Annotated in this window: 15 protein-coding genes; 9 read left to right on the top strand and 6 right to left on the bottom strand. The window is 65.2% G+C overall.

Annotation, left to right across the window (positions count from 1 at the left end; genetic code table 11):
* Positions 1-139: 139 nt before the first annotated feature.
* The 5 genes from AC1HIY_RS07510 to AC1HIY_RS07530 all read left to right on the top strand — a co-directional run bounded on the left by AC1HIY_RS07510 (position 140) and on the right by AC1HIY_RS07530 (position 7,262).
* Complete coding sequence (locus AC1HIY_RS07510; protein ID WP_479576104.1) at positions 140-1,522, top strand: polysaccharide deacetylase family protein; 1,383 nt, start codon at positions 140-142, stop codon at positions 1,520-1,522.
* Positions 1,519-2,244 carry a WbqC family protein gene (locus AC1HIY_RS07515; RefSeq protein ID WP_479576105.1) on the top strand — a complete coding sequence of 242 codons (726 nt, stop codon included), beginning with the start codon at positions 1,519-1,521 and terminating at the stop codon, positions 2,242-2,244. Before AC1HIY_RS07510 ends, AC1HIY_RS07515 begins: the two co-directional genes overlap by 4 nt.
* A complete protein-coding gene (locus tag AC1HIY_RS07520; protein WP_479576106.1) occupies positions 2,241-3,377 on the top strand; it encodes a mechanosensitive ion channel family protein in 1,137 nt (378 codons plus the stop codon). Before AC1HIY_RS07515 ends, AC1HIY_RS07520 begins: the two co-directional genes overlap by 4 nt.
* Positions 3,378-3,414: 37 nt before the next feature.
* Positions 3,415-4,605 (top strand): FAD-dependent oxidoreductase, encoded by a 1,191-nt coding sequence (locus AC1HIY_RS07525; protein WP_479576107.1) that lies wholly within the window; start codon positions 3,415-3,417, stop codon positions 4,603-4,605.
* Positions 4,606-4,988: 383 nt separating this feature from the next.
* Positions 4,989-7,262, top strand: coding sequence for an FG-GAP-like repeat-containing protein (locus AC1HIY_RS07530; protein ID WP_479576108.1), 2,274 nt, complete (start codon positions 4,989-4,991; stop codon positions 7,260-7,262).
* A 61-nt stretch (positions 7,263-7,323) separates the two neighbouring features.
* Here the strand turns inward: AC1HIY_RS07530 and AC1HIY_RS07535 are convergent, their stop codons facing one another.
* The 3 genes from AC1HIY_RS07535 to AC1HIY_RS07545 form a co-directional block, all read right to left on the bottom strand.
* Positions 7,324-7,611, bottom strand: coding sequence for an FmdB family zinc ribbon protein (locus AC1HIY_RS07535; protein ID WP_479576109.1), 288 nt, complete (start codon positions 7,609-7,611; stop codon positions 7,324-7,326).
* Between the two features lie 116 nt (positions 7,612-7,727).
* Positions 7,728-10,634, bottom strand: coding sequence for a glycoside hydrolase family 3 N-terminal domain-containing protein (locus tag AC1HIY_RS07540; protein WP_479576110.1), 2,907 nt, complete (start codon positions 10,632-10,634; stop codon positions 7,728-7,730).
* A 224-nt stretch (positions 10,635-10,858) separates the two neighbouring features.
* A complete protein-coding gene (locus tag AC1HIY_RS07545) occupies positions 10,859-13,165 on the bottom strand; it encodes an ATP-binding protein (protein WP_479576111.1) in 2,307 nt (768 codons plus the stop codon).
* A gap of 75 nt (positions 13,166-13,240) precedes the next feature.
* Between AC1HIY_RS07545 and AC1HIY_RS07550 the strand changes: the two genes are divergently transcribed.
* The 4 genes from AC1HIY_RS07550 (at position 13,241) to AC1HIY_RS07565 (ending at position 16,498) form a co-directional block, all read left to right on the top strand.
* Complete coding sequence (locus AC1HIY_RS07550) at positions 13,241-13,531, top strand: hypothetical protein (protein ID WP_479576112.1); 291 nt, start codon at positions 13,241-13,243, stop codon at positions 13,529-13,531.
* Between the two features lie 162 nt (positions 13,532-13,693).
* Positions 13,694-15,070, top strand: a complete 1,377-nt coding sequence (locus AC1HIY_RS07555; protein ID WP_479576113.1) for an MFS transporter — start codon at positions 13,694-13,696, stop codon at positions 15,068-15,070.
* A 76-nt stretch (positions 15,071-15,146) separates the two neighbouring features.
* The gene (locus AC1HIY_RS07560; protein WP_479576114.1) at positions 15,147-15,524 is read left to right on the top strand and encodes a 2Fe-2S iron-sulfur cluster-binding protein; all 378 of its coding nucleotides are present in this window, start codon (positions 15,147-15,149) and stop codon (positions 15,522-15,524) included.
* Positions 15,525-15,628: 104 nt separating this feature from the next.
* On the top strand, positions 15,629-16,498 hold the full coding sequence (locus tag AC1HIY_RS07565; protein ID WP_479576115.1) for an aldo/keto reductase: 870 nt from the start codon (positions 15,629-15,631) through the stop codon (positions 16,496-16,498).
* A gap of 9 nt (positions 16,499-16,507) precedes the next feature.
* Here the strand turns inward: AC1HIY_RS07565 and AC1HIY_RS07570 are convergent, their stop codons facing one another.
* Genes AC1HIY_RS07570 through AC1HIY_RS07580 form a run of 3 tightly spaced genes read right to left on the bottom strand, consistent with a single transcriptional unit; the run spans position 16,508 to position 19,013 of the window.
* Complete coding sequence (locus AC1HIY_RS07570) at positions 16,508-18,169, bottom strand: helicase HerA domain-containing protein (RefSeq protein WP_479576116.1); 1,662 nt, start codon at positions 18,167-18,169, stop codon at positions 16,508-16,510.
* A gap of 43 nt (positions 18,170-18,212) precedes the next feature.
* Entirely contained in the window at positions 18,213-18,725 is a 513-nt protein-coding gene (locus AC1HIY_RS07575; RefSeq protein WP_479576117.1) for an outer membrane protein, read from the bottom strand.
* A gap of 60 nt (positions 18,726-18,785) precedes the next feature.
* On the bottom strand, positions 18,786-19,013 hold the full coding sequence (locus AC1HIY_RS07580; protein ID WP_479576118.1) for a hypothetical protein: 228 nt from the start codon (positions 19,011-19,013) through the stop codon (positions 18,786-18,788).
* Positions 19,014-19,058: the final 45 nt, after the last annotated feature.

Raw genomic sequence — 19,058 nt, forward strand, 5'->3', positions numbered from 1 at the left:
TTCTGTTCACGCGCGCCGTAATGTACGCATCTTCGCGCGATTCATGGGTTCAAAATAATCGGTCGGTCGTTTGCCGGAAGAAAGCCTCAGAGCCTCATTGTCCTCCGCGTCCTCGGCGTCGTATGCCCTTCCCTGCGCTGTGGAAGCTCCGGCGTCGTTCGTGCCGAAGGCGAGGTACGCCCTCGAGATGCTTTTGATGCCGCTCGGGATCGCGCCCGAATGGGTGGGGCGGGCGGAGCTGACGGAGACGGGCCTGTACTATGGTCCGGCGGGCGAAGGGCTGCCCTCGTCGGTGGTCCGGATGCCGCTCCGGGAAGAGACCCTCGCGTATTTCGACTCGGGCGAGGCGTATCGCGCGGCGCGCGTCCGGTGGCTGGAATGGAGGGAAGAGCGGTGGCCGGTCCTCTTTGGCGGGGCCCGGACGGGCGAAGAAGATCTCCTGGCGTCGGCGTTCTTCTGGCTCTCCGGATGGCAGGAGGCGACGATCCGCGCGCGCGACCGGCACGGGCGCTTCCCGCATCGCGTCTCGCTTCAGGCGCGTCTCGGCACGACCGCGCGCCCGGCGGTCGACGCCTACCGTGAGGTGCTCGCCGGGCGCCTCGCCGCCGTCGGGGTCCCGGTGCGCCGCCGCACGTGGGGCGGGCGGGCATGGGCGCTCTGCCCGACGCACGACGTGGACTACCTCCGGAAATGGCGGCCCGGCCTCGTACGCCGCGAGGTCGTGCATCACCTCGTCCTCAACCACCGCCGCGAGCCCGCCGCCGAGCGCCTCCGCCGCTTCGGACGCTTCCTCGGCGACGCGCTCCGCCCCGGCGACGTCTACCGCCGCGCCTTCGAACGGATGCAGGCGGAGACCGCGGCGCGCGGCGGCACGGCGACGTTCTTCCTCAAGGCCGGGGCGCATGGCCCGCACGACGTGCCGTACGCGCCGGACGGTCGCTACCTCCGGCGTCGCCTCGACGCGCTCGCCGAGGCGGGCTTCGAGGTGGGCCTCCACCCGAGCTATCACGCCTATCGCCATGCCGGATACCTGCGCGAAGAGCGCGACCGGCTCGCCGCCGTCACGGGCCGCGCGCCCGCGTCCGTGCGGCAGCACTACCTCCGCTTCGAAGCGCCCGCCACGCCGCGCCTCCATCACCGCCTCGGCTTCCGCATCGACTCGACGCTCGGCTTCGCCGAACACGAGGGCTTCCGACACGGCACGTGCCACCCGTTCCGCTACTTCGACCTCCTCGAGAACCGGCCCCTCGACGTGTGGGAGATGCCCCTCGCGATCATGGATGCGACGCTCTTCAACCTCCGAAGGCTCGACGCCGAAAAGGCTCGCGCCGTCACGGGCGACCTCCTCGACACGTGCCGGCGCTTCGGCGGCGCGGCCGTCTGCCTGTGGCACAATACGCTGTGGGACGAGATGGACTGCCCCGGCTGGGGCGACCACTTCCTCGAAACGCTCGACGCCGCCGTCGCGCGGGGCGCCCTCCTCGCTTCGCTCACCGACGCGTTTCATTCGTATCTCGCATGATCGCCATCCGCCCGCCCGAATACTTTCCCGGTCTCGCCTTCTTCGCCCTCATGGACGCGGCGGACCGGTTCGTGCTCGCCGACACGTTTCAGTACAGCCGGCAGTCCTTTCAGAACCGGGCGCGGCTTCGCACGCCGCAGGGCACGCAATGGGTTTCGATCCCGCTCGTGGGTCGTCAGCATGGGCGGCCCGTCCGCGAGGTGGTCATCGAACAGCGGCGGGACTGGCTCGGCAAACACGCCCGTGCCTTTACATATAATTACCGCTCGACCCCGTTTTTTGAATATTACGAGCCGTATTTTGAACCGATCTTCTCCGGGACGTGGACGCGCCTCTCCGACCTGACGTGCGCCACCGTCGAGCTGCTGCACCGGCTCCTCGGGCTGACGACGCCGCTCGTGCGGGCCTCCGCGCTCCCCGGCGCGCCGGACACCCTCCCGGCCATCCTCGCCGCAACCGGGAGCGGGGTGCTTCTCGCACCCGAAGCCGCCGCCGCGCACGACGCCCCCCTGGCGCCCGCGCTCCGGGTGATGCGGTATGAGCCGCCCGTCTATCGACAGAACTTTACCGGTTTCGTGCCGAACCTGTCCGTGGTGGATGCTTTGTTTAATTACGGACCGGAGACGCTTGCCCTCATACGGCAGGGGGTGCAGGGGATCGAGGCGGGGGCAGTGGCGGTGAGCGAAGCGGGCGACGACCGGGAAAAACCAGACGAGACATGAACGAGATATTCGACGTAGGCAACGGCTTTTTGGGACAAGAGATCCTCTGGGGCGTGGCGGCCTGGCGGCCGGCGGCGGCGGCGCTGATCATCTTTCTCGGCTTCTTCAGCCGCCGCATCGTGACGTGGCTCTTCGACGGCTTCTTCAAGCGTCGGGTCGGAAAGACGCGCGTGCAGTGGGACGATGACCTCGTGCGCCTCATCCCCAAACCGCTGGCGCTCGTGCTTCAAATCCTGCTCTGGCAGGTGGCCGCCGCCCTTCTGCTCTTGCCCGAAGAGCCGCTCAACCTCCGTCGCTTCGTCATGGACGGGCTCAGCGTGGCGGTCGCGGTCGCGCTCGTGTGGGTGTTCTTCCGCCTCACCGACGTGTTCGCGCTCGCCCTCAGTCGCGCCGCCAAACGCACGGAAACGCGTCTCGACGATCAGGCCGTGCCGCTCCTTCGGAAGACGGTCAAGGTGTTCGTGGGCGTCGTCGTGGCGGTGATGATCATTCAGAACCTGGGCTATTCGGTGACGAGCCTCATTGCGAGCCTCGGCATCGGGGGGCTGGCGCTGGCGCTCGCGGCCAAAGACACCGTGGCCAATTTCTTCGGCTCCGTCGTCATCTTCACCGACGCCCCCTTTCAGATCGGCGACTGGGTGGAGTTCGACGGCGTCGAGGGGACCGTGGAGGAGGTGGGCTTCCGAACCACGCGCATCCGGAAGTTCGACAAGGGCCTCATCACCGTGCCGAACCAGAAGTTTACTTCGACTTCGATCACGAACTATTCGAACCGGACGATCCGCCGCATCAAGTTGACCGTGGGCGTCTCGTACGAGACCTCGGCCGAGGAGATGGAACGTCTCCTCGAAGCGCTTCGGCTGATGATCGCCGAGCATCCCGGCATCGGGAAGGAGTTCTACCTCGTTCACTTCACCAACTTCGGAGCGTCGAGTCTGGACATCCTGATCTATTGCTTCACCACCACGGCGGAGTGGACGAAGTTTCTCGAGATTCAGGAGGACGTGATGCTCCGGATCATGCGGATCATCGCCGCGCACGGGCTGGAGATCGCCTACCCCACGCGCACGGTCTACCTTCGCGACGAGCACTGGCCCGCCGGACCGGAAGGCGCGAGGCCGCCTGTGGCCTGACGCGGGCCGCATCCACGCACACCAACGGGATCATGGGATGAAAACGGAAGACGTCCTCGTCGTCGGCGCGGGGATCTTCGGCGTCACGGCGGCGCTCGAACTGCGGGCGCGGGGCTTTCGGGTCGCGCTCATGGACCCCGGGCCGCTGCCGCATCCGCTCGCGGCGAGCACCGACGTGAGCAAGGTCGTGCGCATGGAATACGGCGGCGACGAAGCGTACATGGCGCTCATGGAGGAGGCGCGGGAAGGCTGGCTCGCGTGGAACGAGGCGTGGACGGCGGAGGGCCTCGGCCCGCTCTATCACGAGACCGGCGTGGTGATGCTCTGCCGCGATCCGATGACGCCCGGCGGCTTCGAGCACGAGAGCTTCCGGATGCTCCAAAAACGCGGGCACACGCCCGAACGGATCGACAACGAAGCGCTTCGCTCCCGTTTCCCCGCGTGGAGCACCGGGCGGTACGTCGACGGGTTTTTTCACGCGAAAGGCGGGTATGCCGAGAGCGGACGTGTGGTCGCGGCGCTCCTCGCGCGGGCGCGGCGCGAGGGCGTGCGGCTCCTCGAAGGTCGGCGCATGGCGGGTCTCCTCGAAGAAGGCGGGCGGGTGACGGGCGTGCGGGAGGCGTCGGGAAAGGCGCGTCGCGCCGGCGAGGTGGTGGCGGCGGCGGGCGCGTGGACGGGCAAGCTCCTCGGTCTTACCCCGGCGATCCGGGCCACCGGACATCCGGTCTTTCACCTGCGTCCGGCGAACCCGTCCCTCTTCGAGGCGGAGCGCTTCCCCACGTTCACCGCCGACGTGGCTCGGACGGGCTATTACGGCTTCCCGCTCAACCGCGACGGCGTGGTCAAGGTGGCGAACCACGGCATCGGCGTGCGGCTCGATCCCGATGCCCCGCGCGCGGTCACCGGCGCGCATCGGGAAGAGCTCCGGGCATTCCTCGCCGAGACGTTTCCCGCGCTGCTCGACGCCGAGGTCGTCTATACCCGCCTCTGCCTCTATGCCGACACGCAGGACGAGGATTTCTGGATCGCCCGCGACCCCGGGCGCGCGGGGCTGACGGTGGCGGGCGGCGGGAGCGGGCACGGCTTCAAGTTCGCCCCCGTCCTCGGCGCCCTCATCGCCGACGCCGTGGAAGGTGTGCCGAATCCCACGCTCGAAAAATTCCGCTGGCGGCCGGAGCTGCGCCTGGAACGCGGGCGCGAGGCGGCCCGACGACATCCCGAAGGCTGAGAAGAGCGGGGCACGTCGTCTGCCCGGGAAGAGGGGACGACGCGGGAGCAAATACATGAAGAAAATGCGTTCTTAAGGCCAGGTAGACCCCGCCGGGGCCGGACGTATGGTTGGGGACGCCTCGCGCTTGCTCATGGCGGAAGGAGTGTCTATATTTTGCGATAAACCGGGAAACGCGAACGGGATAACGGCGCTCAAGAAATCCTGATCTTGTTTGGAAGTGGTCATTATGCCGTTATCCGGAGCCTTGCCCCTGATGCATCCCTTGAGTTTCGGGTTGCAGGCGGCGCGTGCGGGAGGAGAGGGCTGCGGAGAAAGACTGCGACGTCCGCTTGGTTCGTAACTTCTACCTGTATGTTTGATCGATAGCTCCAAAGATATACATGTCCTATAAATGGAAAGCCGTTCGAATGTTTTTCTGGGGTGGTCTGTCCTTCGGGCTGCTCGGCCTCTCAACGTCGGTGCGCGCCCAGTCGCTCTTCACCGAAATAGCCGTCGAGGCGGGCGTGTACGTCGAGCACGACGGCCTGCTGGTGGATGACTGGGACACCATCGGGGCGGGCGCAGCCTGGCTCGATTTCGACCGAGACGGAGACCTGGATCTCTACGTAACCCGGCGGCAGTCGGCCAACCTCCTCTTCCGGAACGACGGGACCGGGCACTTTAGCGACGTGGCGGCGCTCTACGGCGTCGAGGACGCGACGCATGACGGCTCGGGCGTAGCCGTCGCGGATTTCAACAACGACGGGTGGGCGGACCTCTACCTCGCCAATGCCGACGAAGACGTGCTCTTCAGAAACGACGGGGGAACCGGCTTCACCGACATCACCGCCACGGCCTTTGCCGGGGCCATCTATTCGGCGCGCGGCATGTCGGCTTCATGGGGAGATTACGACGGCGACGGCTTTCTCGATCTCTACGTCGCCAATCATATGTCGCTCGCGGGCGTGGACTCGCACCTCGACCATTACGACCGCCTCTTCCACAACAACGGCGATGAGACCTTTACGGAAGTCTCGGAACTGCTCGGGATGGCGGATCTGAACGGATATGCCTTCATCACCGGATGGACCGACTTTGACTATGACGGCGACCTGGACCTTTTCGTGATCAATGATTGCATTCTCGGGCAGGATCCGGACGCGCTCCCGAACAAACTTTTTCGCAACGACGGAGGGATCGACTGGCAAAACTGGCTCTTCACCGAGGTCGGCGTGGAGGTGGGAGCAGATCAGTGCGAGAACGGCATGGGCCTCGCTACGGGTGACTATAACCACGACGGCGCGCTCGATTACTTCTTTACGAACAACTACGAGCCCGTCTTGCTCAAAAACCTCGACGGAACGTTCTCCGATGCGACGGCGGAGGCCGGCGTAAACCAGCGGAACGTGCCGGGGACGGGCGAGCACCGCCAGACCTGGGGAACCAACTTCGTCGACTTCAACCTGGACGGCTGGACGGACCTCTTCATCGCTGCGGGAAGCCTGCACCCACCCGTGGCGCTCAATCCTCAGCCGAATCTGCTGTACCTCAACAACGGCGACGGGACCTTCAACGACATCTCCTCCGGCAGCGGCATCGATGACGACGAACGGGGGCGCACCAGTATCCACGCCGACTATGACGGCGACGGGGACGTCGACCTTTTTCTCGTGAACTACGGCGGGCCCTCGCGCCTTTTTCGGAACGACAACTCGAACAGCAACCACTGGCTCATCGTGGATCTGGAAGGACGGGTCAGCAACCGGGACGGGGTGGGCGCCAAGGTCAAGGTGCAAATGCTCGACGGTCTGGAACAGGTGAATGAGTTGCACAGCGGGAGCAGTCTCGGCGGAGGAGACGACCTGGCGCTGTACTTCGGGCTCGGGCAGAGCGCGATCGTGGAGGATCTGTCCGTCGAGTGGCCCTCCGGAATCGTGCAGTCGATCAGTTATGGCGGGGTAGATCAACGCCTGAAGATCGTCGAGTCCGGGGTCCGTGTGGCGGTGACGCCTTCGGAATGGCCGGTGGAGATCCCCGCATCGGGCGGCAGCCTCACGTACACGGTATCGGTGGGCAATTATACCGATGAGGTGCAAACGGTGGACGTGTGGACCCTGCTCACGGGTCCGAACAGCATCACCCTCACGCGCGGACCCGTCCCCCGAACGCTGGATCCGGATGAAGAGTTGTCCCTCACCATAACGCAGAACGTCCCCGCCTCGGCTCCTTCCGGCGCGTACACGCTGGCGGGCTATGCCGGCGCCTTTCCCACGGGAGATCAGACGGACCAGTTTGCGTTCACGAAGGCCGCCGGCAAGGCGGGGGGGACGGTGGTCGACGACTGGAACACCACGTTCGACGGGGCGCAGGTTGCCGCCTCCAGCGAAGATCAGCCCCGGACGTTTACGCTCTCGCAGAATTATCCGAACCCGTTCAATCCCACGACGTCGATTGCGTATGAAGTTCCGGCGCCGGGGCGTGTGACCGTGGCGGTGTACAACCTGCTGGGGCAACGGCTACGGACGCTGGCGCAAGGGCCGCACGAAGCCGGAAGTTACCGCGTGGCGTGGGACGGCCGCGACGCGAGCGGCGCTCCGGTCGCCTCCGGCGTCTATCTCTATCGCATGACGGCGGGGACGTTCGTGCAGTCGCGCGCGATGATGCTGCTCAAATAAAAAGCGCCGGCGAGGCGATCCGCACCGGCGCTTTTACAGGTTTTCGTGCTCCGCAATCGGTCTATTCAGAGGCCTTCTGCTCGGGCTTCGACGCTTCCGAGGCAGGTTTGGCTTCCCCGTTGGAGGGCTTCTCGGCGTTCGATTTCTTGCTTGCCGAACCGTTTCCGTTCTTGCGGCCGTAGTCGGTCAGATAGAAGCCGCTGCCCTTGAAAATGAGCCCTGCGCCGCCGGTGATCATCCGTTCCACCTTCTGCCCGGTCGTCGGACATTTCTCCAGCGCAGGCTCCGTGATCCGCTGCTGTACTTCAAAGGTCGAGCCGTCTTCGCGGCGGTAGACGTAGGTCGGCATAATCGTTCAGGTTGTTTACGTCAACATGACAGTTCGGGCGTCCTTTTTCTGCTTTGCGCCCGGTTTAGTCGAGTCGGCAAATAATGTTCCGGTTCGGCGTGGGAGCGGCGGCGGGGTCATTCTCCGAGGATGCCGGGCAGGAGCGGGCGGGCGTCGCCCCGGAGGGAGCGATAGGCGATGTCGGCGAAGGCGGCGCGCACGGGGCGGTGCCGGTGGTTCTCGCGTGTGGGGTAGACCCGGTTCGTGAGCAGGATGGCGAAGAGCTTTGCGTCGGGGTCGATCCATATCGAGGTGCCCGTGAAGCCGGTGTGTCCGAAGCTCCGGGGGCCGAAAAGATGGCCGGCGGAGGAGTACCCCTCGAAGCTCCGCGTGTCCCATCCGAGCGCGCGGGTGCTTTCCCCCTCGGGATCGACGCGGGTGGTGAAGAGCCGGATCGTCTCCGGCCGGAGGAACTGCCGCCCGTTGACGCGCCCGTCGTTGACCATCATGTAGGCGAATTTCGCGAGGTCCTCCGCCGTCGAAAAGAGGCCCGCGTGCCCGGCGGCGCCGCCGAGGAGATACGACGTCTCGTCGTGCACCTCGCCCTGCACGAGCCGATGCCGGAACTCCTTGTCGTACTCGGTGGGGACGACGGTGGTGTCCGAGCCGTTGCCGGCCGGGCGGAAGCCCGTGTGTCGCATGCCGAGCGGTTCGAAGATGGCCTCATGCGTGAACGTGGCGAAATCCTGCCCGGTGATGCGCTCGATGACGAGCGCGAGCGTGATCATGTTGAAATCGCTGTACCGGGTGTCCGTGCCGGGAGGATAGATGAGGCTGTCGGAGAGGATGGCGTGGAGGACCTGATCCCGGTTCGTGAAGCCCATCCGGTGGAAGGGGCGGAAGGGGATGAGGCCGCTCGTGTGGGTGAGGAGGTGGCGGATGGTGATGCCGCGCTTGCCGTTTTGCCCGAACTCGGGCAGGTACGTTGCCACGGGCGCATCGAGGTCGAGCTTTCCCCGTTCGTAGAGGAGCATGGCCGCCGTGGTGGTGGCGATGACTTTGGTGAGGGAGGCGAGGTCGAAGAGGGATTGCGGGGTGACGCGCTGTTCGGAGTCGTACGTGAAGTAGCCGTAGCCGTCCTCTTTGGCGGCGACGCCCGCGCGCCCGACGGCGACCGCTGCGCCGGGGAAGGCATGATCGGCGATGGCGGCGCGCATGAGCGAGTCGATGCGAGCGAGCTCGTCTCCGTCCATGCCGACCTCCTCGGGATAGCCTTTGCGGAGCGTGGTCTGTTCGAGCGTGAGCCCCTCGCCGAAGGCATACAGTCCGGGGATGGTCACGGGGAGGCGTCCGTGGAAGCCGCTTTCGCCGAAGAGGGCCTGCGCGACGGCCCTCTGCGAGGCCTCGGCGGCGCCGTAGGCGGCGATGTACACGTCCGGTCGGCGCGCGAGGCCCATGGGAATGTACGGGTTTCCGAAAGAGATCAGCGCCACGGGCGGCCCGGTGGCGAGGAGGCTGTCGAGAAAGACGCGCTGTTCGTCCGGGAGGTTGATCTGTCCGCTCCATGAGCGCACGCGCACGTAGGCCGGGACGAGGATGAGGTCGTGCGCGGCGGCCTCGCGGAGGGCGGCCTCGCGCGCTTCGTCGGACGAGCGACGGTCGATGAGGCGGCGCGTGACGCGGGCTTCTCCGGCGCGGGCGCGCACCTCGCGGGTGAAGGCCCGACCGGTGTCGGTGTCGTCGCCGTCGCTGAGGGTGAGCACGAGGATACGCTCCGGCGGGTCGATGAGCGGGAGCAGGTCGTTCTCGTTGCGGAGCAGCGTCAACGACGCTCGTGCGATGGTTTCGCTGAGCATCCGGTGGGTGCGCGTGGCCACATGCCGCCGCGCCGCTTCGAGGTCGACGCGTCGGCGGCGGTCGAGGGCGAGACGCTCTTTCGCACGGAGGATGCGGCGGACGGAGGCGTCGAGGCGCGCTTCGCTCAGACGGCCGCCGGCCACGGCGCGGAGGACGGCGGCCCGCGCGGCGTACACGTCCTCGGACATGAGCACCATGTCCGCCCCTGCCTCGAGGGCGCGCACGGCGGCCTCACCCGTCCCGAAATGCTTCGTCACGCCCGACATGTTCATCGCGTCGGTGACGATCAGCCCGTCGAAGCCGAGATGCTCCCGGAGCAAGCCCTGCGTGATGGCGGACGAGAGCGTGCCGGGGACCTCGGCGTTGCCCTCGATCTTCGGAAACGCGATGTGCGCCGTCATGATGCTCCCGATGCCCGCTCGCACGGCGGCCTGGAAAGGGACGAGCTCGAGCGAGTCGAGCCGGGCGCGGTCGTGCATGATGACGGGCAGGTCCGCGTGGGAGTCGGTGGCGGTGTCGCCGTGGCCGGGGAAGTGCTTGGCCGTGGCGATGACGCCGCCCGTCTGAGCGCCGCGCACGAAGGCGGAGACCATCTCGGCCACGAGCGCCGGGTCCTCACCGAACGAACGCACGTTGATGATCGGATTCTGCGGGTTGTTGTTCACGTCGGCGACGGGGGCGAAGATCTGATGGGCGCCGAGGGCGCGGGCCTCACGAGCCGTCACGTATCCGGCGGAGAAGGCAAGGTCGGGGTCGCGCGTGGCGCCGAGGGCCATCGTGCGGGGCAGCGTCGTCGTATGTTCGATGCGCATCCCCGCGCCCCATTCCATGTCCTGCGAGATGAGCAGCGGAAGGCGCGCCCGCGCCTGCAAATCGTTGATGAGAACCGCCTGTTCGAGCGGCTCGCCCTGGAAAAAGATCAGACCGCCGACCCCGAAGTTTTCTACGAGATCCACGAGGCGCTTGTACGAGGGGTCGTCCACACTCTCGAAAAATCCGTACGCATTCGCCGCAAACAGCTGCGCGACCTTTTCTTCGAGCGTGAGACGGCGGAGGCTGTGCTCAGACCACTCATAGCTCGGCTCGGCCTCGTCGTCGGGGACGGATATCGGCGCCTGTGCGGCGCACGACTGGCCCATGAGGAGGATCGGAAGCAGCACGGGGAGGAGATTGCGGACGTGGATCATGGATCGAAAGAGGGTGGGGCGCAGATGATGAGTCCTTTAAAGGCTCTGAGGCCGAACGGTTTTCGGAAATTACGAAAAGGAGCCTTTCGAAGTGGAAAAAGGTTCGGGCGGATCGCCCCGAAAGACCCTCGTCGGCTCTGCGCGCCGTGCCCCGTGTGGACGCGAAGGGAGCGCCCGGAGGCTTCTTCGATCCGGGCAACGGACGCGCTCGACCCGGAGCCGGTTCAGGAGACGGTCTGAGGCGAACCAGAGCTGCTTTTTCGGTGGAGCAGTTCGTCGATGAGAGACGTGAGTTTTTGCCGGGTGAAGGGCTTGCTCAGGTAGGCATCGAAGCCTTCTTCGAGGAAGCGTTCGCGGTCGCCGGGGAGCGCGAACGCCGTCAGGGCGACGAAGAGGGTCTTCTCGAAACCGGGCTGCGTCCGGAGCTCACGCATGACCGAGACGCCGTCGCGTTCTTCGCGGAGGCTGATGTCCATGAGCACCACGTCGAACGAGCTTTTTTTCGCCTCTTCGAAGGCCGTCGCGCTGTCTTTGACCGTGGTGACCGACAGCCCGGGGCCGAGCCAGCGTTCGAGGAGCATCCGTACGTCCGGGTTGTCGTCCACGGCAAGGAGGGAGGCGGTCCGGAGCTTCCGGGGCAAGGCGGGCCGGGGGGCAGCGGGTTCTTGCTTCGGCGGTCGTTTGATGGACGTTGCGGACGGGTGATAGACGGGGAAGGTGACCGTGAAGACCGAACCGAGGCCCTTGATGCTTTTCACCGTGATGGTTCCATTCATCATCTCGACGAGCCGCTTCGTAATCGTTAGTCCGAGTCCGTTGCCTTCATACTCGCGCCCGATGCCCGACGACTCCTGTTTGAACTCGGAGAAGATGTCCGGGAGAAAGGCCTCGTCGATGCCGACGCCGGAATCTTGCACTTCGATCAGGAGCCGGTCGTGTTCGATGCTGATTTTGACGAGGACGCCGCCCTCCTCGGTAAACTTGATGCCGTTGCCGACGAGGTTGTTCAGAATGCGGTTCAGATAGGCCCGGTCGAGGCGGGCGACCGGTTCTTCGGCGGTCGAGCGCACGTCGAGCGTGAGGCCTTTCTTTGTGGCCAGCGGCTGAAGGAGACGCACGGCCGCGAGGCTCTCCTCATAGACGTTGAGGGGTTTGAGTTTGAGGTGCACCGAGGCGGCTTCCAGTTGCGCCAGGTCGAGCACGGAGTTGAGGGTATGGAGCAGCCGCTGTCCACTCTGCTCGATGCTGGCGACCAGGGGGCGATAGTCGTCGTCGACTTCACTGAGCAGGATCTGTGCAAAGCCCAGGATGCCCGTCAGCGGCGTGCGGATCTCGTGGCTCATGTTGGTCAGGAAGGCGTCCTTGAGGCGCACCATCTCTTCAGCCTGTTCCTTGGCAAGCACCAGTTCCCGTTCGAACTTTCGGTTCTCCGTTACGTCGCGGGCATTGACGAGGATGCCGTTGATGCCGGGATGGTCGATCAGGTTGCGTGCGCGAAAAGAGATGGTGCGCCACGAGCCGTTCTGATGCTGGACCCTTGCCTCCAGCGTGATGATCTTCGAGCCGTCGGTGCGTTCGTGGGCGAGGGCGCGGAGCGCGCGCCGCCGGTCGTCCGGATGAAGGATGTTCAGCGCGCGCCGTCCCACCAGATCGGTCATCGAATAGCCGAGGATAGCCTGGCACACGGGAGAGACGTAGGCGATCTTCGCCTTTCGGTCGATGATCAGGGTCATGTCCGAGGCGTGCTCGCTCAGGGCGCGGAAACGGCTTTCGCTGTCCCGCAACGCCACATAGGCCTCATTGAGGCTGTCGACCATGTCGTTGAACGAAGCGGCCAGTTGTCCGATCTCGTCGCGGGTCTGCACGGGCGCCCGCTGCTCGAGGTTTCCTTCGGCAATCGCTTCGGCCGCCTGAACGATCCGTTTGAGCGGGCGCGTGATGAACGCGCTGATGCAAAGTGTGGCGATGATGCCGAAGAGAAAAACGAGGAAGCTCACCAGGGCGATGGTCAGCCGGCTGTGTGTGAGCGAGCGGTTTAACTCTTCGAGGGAGAACCCCAGGTGCAGACGCCCCAGCGTCTCGCCGCCCCACTCGATGGTTCGATGCATCTCATAGAGGCGACCGTCCGAGGTAAGGCTGTCGTGGGGATGGACGCTCAAGTGTGCGAGGTCAAGGGTGGAGTCACGGATAATCGACGCAATGGGTTGATCCTCGGGCGAGAACACGAGGACATAGGCTACGTCCTCAAGGCGAACCGTTTCCTCCAGGGCTTTCTCTACCTCTTCGTAGTGGCCGAGCGCAAGGGCGGGCGCCAGCGAGAATGTGGACATCTCGGCTACGGCGCCGGCTTTTTCCTCGATAGCTTCGAGGGCCTGGCGCTTGAGATGGTTGGGAATGTAGAGGAAGAAGAAGAACGAAATGAGCGTGATCAGCCCACTGTTCAGGAGGGTCAGCTTCCATCGGAAGTTTACTCTCTGACGCGTTGAGGTCGGCGCCCCGTCCGGGGATATGGTGGGTTCGGGTGGAGTCATCGTGCCCCCCCTGAACGTTCAGAGCAGGCGATCCGGTGTGGGCACGTACCGGAAAGCGTGAGGGACCCATGGCGGATGAATAATCTGATCGTCCGCAGGGCGCGGCCGGTGGAGAAGGGAGGGGGCGCATCGGATCGCTTCCTAACGCTCGCCGTTTGTCTCCCGAGCATGGGAGAGCGAGAAGCGCCGGAGAGGAAAGAGAAGAGGAAGACGGTCGGGGAAGGGGGGCGCCTTTCAGGAGGCGGGGCGTCCGCGACCTCCCCTGTCCACAAGAAGAGACTGAGCCGTGAAGCGTTCATGGAACTGAAACTGTCGAGGAGGACGCACGAGCGCGGGGCCTTCCCGGAAGGATGGATACATGCGTGATATCGGCATGGAGCGGGTGATTCTTTAATGTGCGAATGGTTCGGAACCTCACTTTGCGGAATATGGACTGCCCTTGTCTCTTTCCGCCGTTGCCCCTAAACTTCCACGAGCGCTTCAGGGCGCACCGCATTACGCCCTTCTTCCCCTAGATCCCCACACCCCTTGACAGACTCCACCCGGCAGAAACGCCTTCTCGGCATTCTTTTTCTCGGCGTGCTCATGGCGGCGCTGTTCATTGCCATGGTGGGGCCTGCGCTTCCAGCCATCGGTGAAGACTTTGGCGTCAACGAACGCATGCTCTCCTGGGTGTTTAACGCCTTCGTGCTGTTCAACCTCGTCGGAGTGCCGCTCATGTCGAAGCTCTCCGACGTATACGGGCGTCGCCTGGTTTATGCCGCCGACGTGGCGCTCTTCGCCACAGGGTCGCTCGTGGTGGCGCTTGCCCCGAGCTTCACGGTGCTGCTCGTCGGATGCGCCTTGCAGGGGCTGGCGGCCTCCGGCATCTTTCCCGTGGCGAGCGCCGTCGTCGGGGACGTGTTTCCTCCGGAACGTCGGGGCGGGGCGCTCGGCGCACTCGGGGCCGTCTTCGGCGTCGCGTTCATTATCGGGCCGATCGTGGCCGGCATCCTCTTGCTCTTCGGATGGCGGTGGCTCTTCGTGGTCAATCTGCCGATCGCGGCTTTCGTCTTTGTGGCGAGTCTGCGGTTGCTTCCCGGCCGTCGTCCCGGCGCCGCGAAGCCGCTCGACTGGCCCGGCATGGCCGCGCTCGGTCTGATGCTCATGGCGCTGGCCTACGGCGTCAACCAGATCGATACGGAGCATTTTGCGGAGAGCCTCCGGAATCCCCGGCTGTGGATGTCCTTCGGAGCGGCGGCGGTCCTTTTCCCGCTTTTCATCGCCGTCGAACGACGCGCCGAGGATCCCGTCGTGCGGTTGCGGCTCTTCGGCAGCCGGCAGGTGGTTCTGGCCAGTCTCCTCGCCACCGGAGCGGGGATGACCGAAGCGGCGTTCGTCTTTTTCCCGGCCCTGGCCGTCACCGCTTTCGAGGTGACCCAGTCGACGGCGTCGTTCATGCTGCTTCCCCTGGTCTTTGCCGTGGCCGTCGCCTCGCCGATCGTCGGCCGCGTGCTCGACCGCGTCGGCTCGAAGGTGATCGTGATCGCGAGCACGGGCCTGCTCACGCTCGGGCTGCTGACCGTCGGAGTGGGCGGAGAGAGCCGGGCGCTTTTCTATGGCGGTTCGGTGCTCCTCGGGCTTGGACTGGCGGGGCTGCTCGGCTCGGCGCTCGCGTACATTCTCCTGCACGAGGCCGAAGCGACGGAGCGAACGGTGGCGCAGGGGGTGATCACCCTCTTCATCAGCATCGGTCAGCTCACGGGCAGCGCTTTCATCGGGGCGGTGGCCGCTTCCGAGGGCGGTTCCGCCCGGGGCTATCAGAGCGCCATCCTGATCATCGCCGCCATCGGGTTCGTCCTCACCCTGCTCGCTCTCGGATTGAAGAACCGCGCGGAGGAACAGAAGACGCTTCATGCGGAATAAAGAACCGGCCCTCCGTACCGGGGCGTCGCCCGGCGGGCGGGATGCTCGATTCATCAACCAGAAACAGAGATACGAAATGTATAAGCTCACGATCGAAGGTCACGGTACGTGCGACGTTGCGGAAGGCGCCCGGCTCGTGCGCGCCATCGAGGCGTGCGGGGTGGACATCGGGCATCGGTGCGGCGGTCACGCGCGGTGCACCACCTGCCGCGTGCGGTTCCTCGAAGGCGAGCCGGAGACGATGACGAAAGCCGAATATGAGAAGCTGAAAAGCGCCGGCCTGCTCGACGAGGTGCGGCTCTCGTGCCAGATCGCCGTCGATCGGGACATGGCGGTGGAGGTGCTCATGCGCGTCTCCGAGATGGGCTGGCCGGATCCCGGTCCCGAGCCGGATCCGGTGGTGCAGCCCGAAGCGGAGTGGCGCCCGAGGGCGGAGCTCGAGCGCGAAGGGTAGCGGGCTCGCCGGAGAGCCGCCGGCGGCTTGGAGAACTTGAGCGTCTTCCGCCTGTATGCACGTATGGCGCGCCACGCCTTCCCTAACCTTCCTCCCCGTATTCCATGGAATCCACCGAACTAGGGACGACCGGCCTGCACGTGAGCGTGATCGGGCTGGGCGCCATGCACTTCTCGCTGGCGGGGCGTCCGACCGAAGCCGAATCCGTCGCCGTCATCCACCGCGCCCTCGATCTCGGCGTCACCTTCATCGACACCGCCGATGCGTATTGCATCGACGAAACGGAGAAGCACCACAACGAGCGGCTCGTGCACCGCGCCCTTGCCTCGTACGACGGCGACACGTCGCACGTGGTCGTGGCGACGAAAGGGGGCCTGATGCGTCCCGGCGGCGCATGGGTGACCGACGGTCATCCGGACCACCTCCGCAAAACGATCCGGCAGAGCGTGGAAGCCCTGGGCGGTGAACCGATCACTCTGTGGCAACATCATGCGCCCGACCCGAAGGTGCCCGTTGAAGTGTCGCTCTCGGTCGTGAAATCGGCCGTCGACGAAGGTCTCATCCGTTTCGTCGGTGTGTCGAACTATTCGGTCGAGTTGATCGAGCGGGCGCGCCGGGTCGTCGACGTGGTGTCGGTGCAGAACCAGTACAGTCCGTGGCATCGGACGCCGGAAAAGGACGGCGTGCTCGATTATTGCGAACGGGAGGGGCTGACGTTTCTGCCGTGGAGTCCCTTCGGCGGCGTGAACCGCGCCAAAAAGCTCGATGAGATTCCGGTGCTTGCCGCGCTCTCGCGTGAGCGGGGTCTCTCGCCGCAGCGCCTCGTGCTTGCCTGGCTTCGCGCCAAAAGCCCTCGCATCCTGCCGATCCCCGGCACGACGAAGATCGAGCATCTCGAAGACTGCGTCGCCGCCGCCACCGTGACGCTCACCCCCGAAGAAGTGCGCCGCATCGACGAAGGAGTGCACGGCTGAGTCTCGTCCTCAGAAGAGCCGGTCGATGTCCTTTTTCGCCTCGGCGAACGTCTGTGGCTTTCGGTCGTCGCGCAACGACGCGAAGAACTCCTCGTCATACGAGCGGGTCTGCACCACGACGGGCATCGGGACGGCATGACCAAGGATGAGCGCCTGCTGCTTGGAGTCGAGCGAGGCGAGCACCTGCCGGAGCGCCGAGGCCCCGCTGACGCCCACGAGCGCCGCGCCGATGTCCTTCTCGTCGTTGAGCTGGGCCACGATCTTCGTCCCGATCTGGCTCAGCACCTCCTCGTCGATGGCGCTCGGGCGCTGGTCCACCACGAGGAGCGAGACGAAGTATTTCCGCATCTCCCGCGCGATCTTGCCGAACGGGGTCTCGTGCGCCACGCCGGGCGCAAGGAATTTGTGCGCCTCCTCGATGGTGATGATCAGCGGATGGGGCGCATCGGCGTCGTTTTGGGTCTGATGGTATCGGTTCGTACGCTCCTCATACCGGTCGCGGAGCCGTCGCGTGATCACGTTGGCCACGAGGAGGTACACCCGGAGGTCGTCGTATTTCCCGAACTCGAAGACGACCGACTTGCCGCTTTCGAGCGTCTCCATGAGCGCCTCGATGACGTCCTCTTGCCCTTTCGACGGCGAGGCTTTGAAGAAGCCGTACCCCTCGAAGACGCGGAGCTTCCGCTGAAGCGCGGCGATGGCGTTTTCGTGCGCCCCACACCGCTCGGCGATCTCGGCGGCGTCCCCGTGGAGGAGCGCGGTGAGCCAGTTTTTGCCGAAGAGGTTGTACAGCGCGTACGTGCTCTCGGCGGCGGTCGCCGTCAGGTTGAGCGTGTCGCGGAGCGGGAGAACGTCCCCCGGCTCGATCTGGTCGGCGTACAGATACACGTCGAAGTCGGGCTGGACGCTCGTGCGGCTGCGTGTGCCCTCGGGATCGAGCGAGAAGATCATCACCTTGCTCGGGAAGAGGTCGCGCAGCCCGCGCACGAATCCGCCGCCTTCCTTTCGGGCATTGATCCCGTACTCCGAGTGCATGTCGAAGATCAGGTTCACCGCATGGCCCGTCTTGATCGTGCCGGCCAGCAGCAGCCGCGTGACGAAGGTCTTCCCGGTTCCGGTTTTGCCGAAGACCGCGTTCGAGCGTTCGACGAAGCGGTGAAGGTCGATGCACAGGGGGATGCCGTCCATGCCGAGCGGCGCGCCCACGTTGAAAAAGCGTTGCCGTCCCTCGTCGTCTCTGTTTGCCTCGTGTCCGAAGACGCGCGCCACGTCTTCCTCCGTCGCCTTCGCCACGGCCGAGAAATGGGCCGGGACGGTTTTCACCGGCTTCACCTCGGCAAACTCCTCGTTCGCCCGGTTCTCCATCATGAGCATGGGCCGGAGCGAGACCGTGGCATACGTGCCCGCCCCCTGAAGCACGCGGCGGAGCAGGTCGTCCTCCCGGGAGGGCGGGTGGAGCAGGATGTTCTCGTTTGCGGCGTCGATGGTCACGTCGGTGATCATCGAGAAGAAGTCATACCGTTCTCCCTGGACGACGACGAACGTGCCGGCGACGACGCTCTCGATGGACTCGGCGGCATCGAGCTTCATTTCGACGCCCTGGTTGAGCGAACCGTGCGTGATGACGCCGATCTTGTCGGGACGGTCGTTGACGGACGAAGCCTGGCTCATACGGAAACGAAAGCGTGGGTGAGAGGTGCGGCCGCGACGCCGGTCAGGGTTTGTCGAGGCGGAAAAGCAGCCCGCCCGAGAGGGTGAACAGGTCAAGGTCGCCGAAGGTGATCTGACCCTGGGCGAACGGCCGCAGGTTGCCCGTGCGGAAGACGACGCCGCCGATGAAGTTGAGCCCCACGTCCGTGTCGCTTCGGTCGAACGCGCCGGGCCTCCGTCCGTCCCGGTCGATGGAGATACGGGAGATCCCGATGCCGCCTCCGATGTACGGACGCATCCCCGGATATCGGAGGGGATAAAGGGCGTTGATGCTGAACTGGTATACGTTCAGGCTGCCTTCGGTGAAGTAATAGTCGAACGCCGGATTGAGGATTACGGGGAGCGCGACGAGGCCGATACGCGCGTCTACACCGAGGAAAAACTCTTCGACGTCCCCAACGAGGTCGAAGCCGAGCCGGGGCGCGACGTCGAGGCGGAGCTGGGCGCGCGCAGGGGGCGCCCAACTCGCCGGGAGGGCGAGCAGGAGAACGAGCGATGCAAAGCGTGCGTGCACCATGACGGGTCCGTGGATAAAGGTGAGCAATGGTCTGGGGTGAAGCAGTATACCGGGGCGCGTTCACGTAGGCGGGGCCTGCTCATCGAGCCAGTCGATGACTTTCTCGGTGAGCAAGCCGAACGTGATGAACAGGATCACCTCTCCGATCAGTCGGAGCACGAATCGGCGGACGAAAAACTTCAGGGTTTTCGGCAAAAGCAGAAAAGCGGCGACGACGCCGAAGAAGCCGAGGAGGCCGTTCGTCAGCGTCTCGCCCAGGTCGGTGGAGCGCGGTTCGTGTGGGGGCATGGACTGGAGGTTCGCGTTCATGGGGAGGACCGAAAGGAATATACA

The sequence above is a fragment of the Rhodocaloribacter sp. genome (assembly GCF_056451265.1).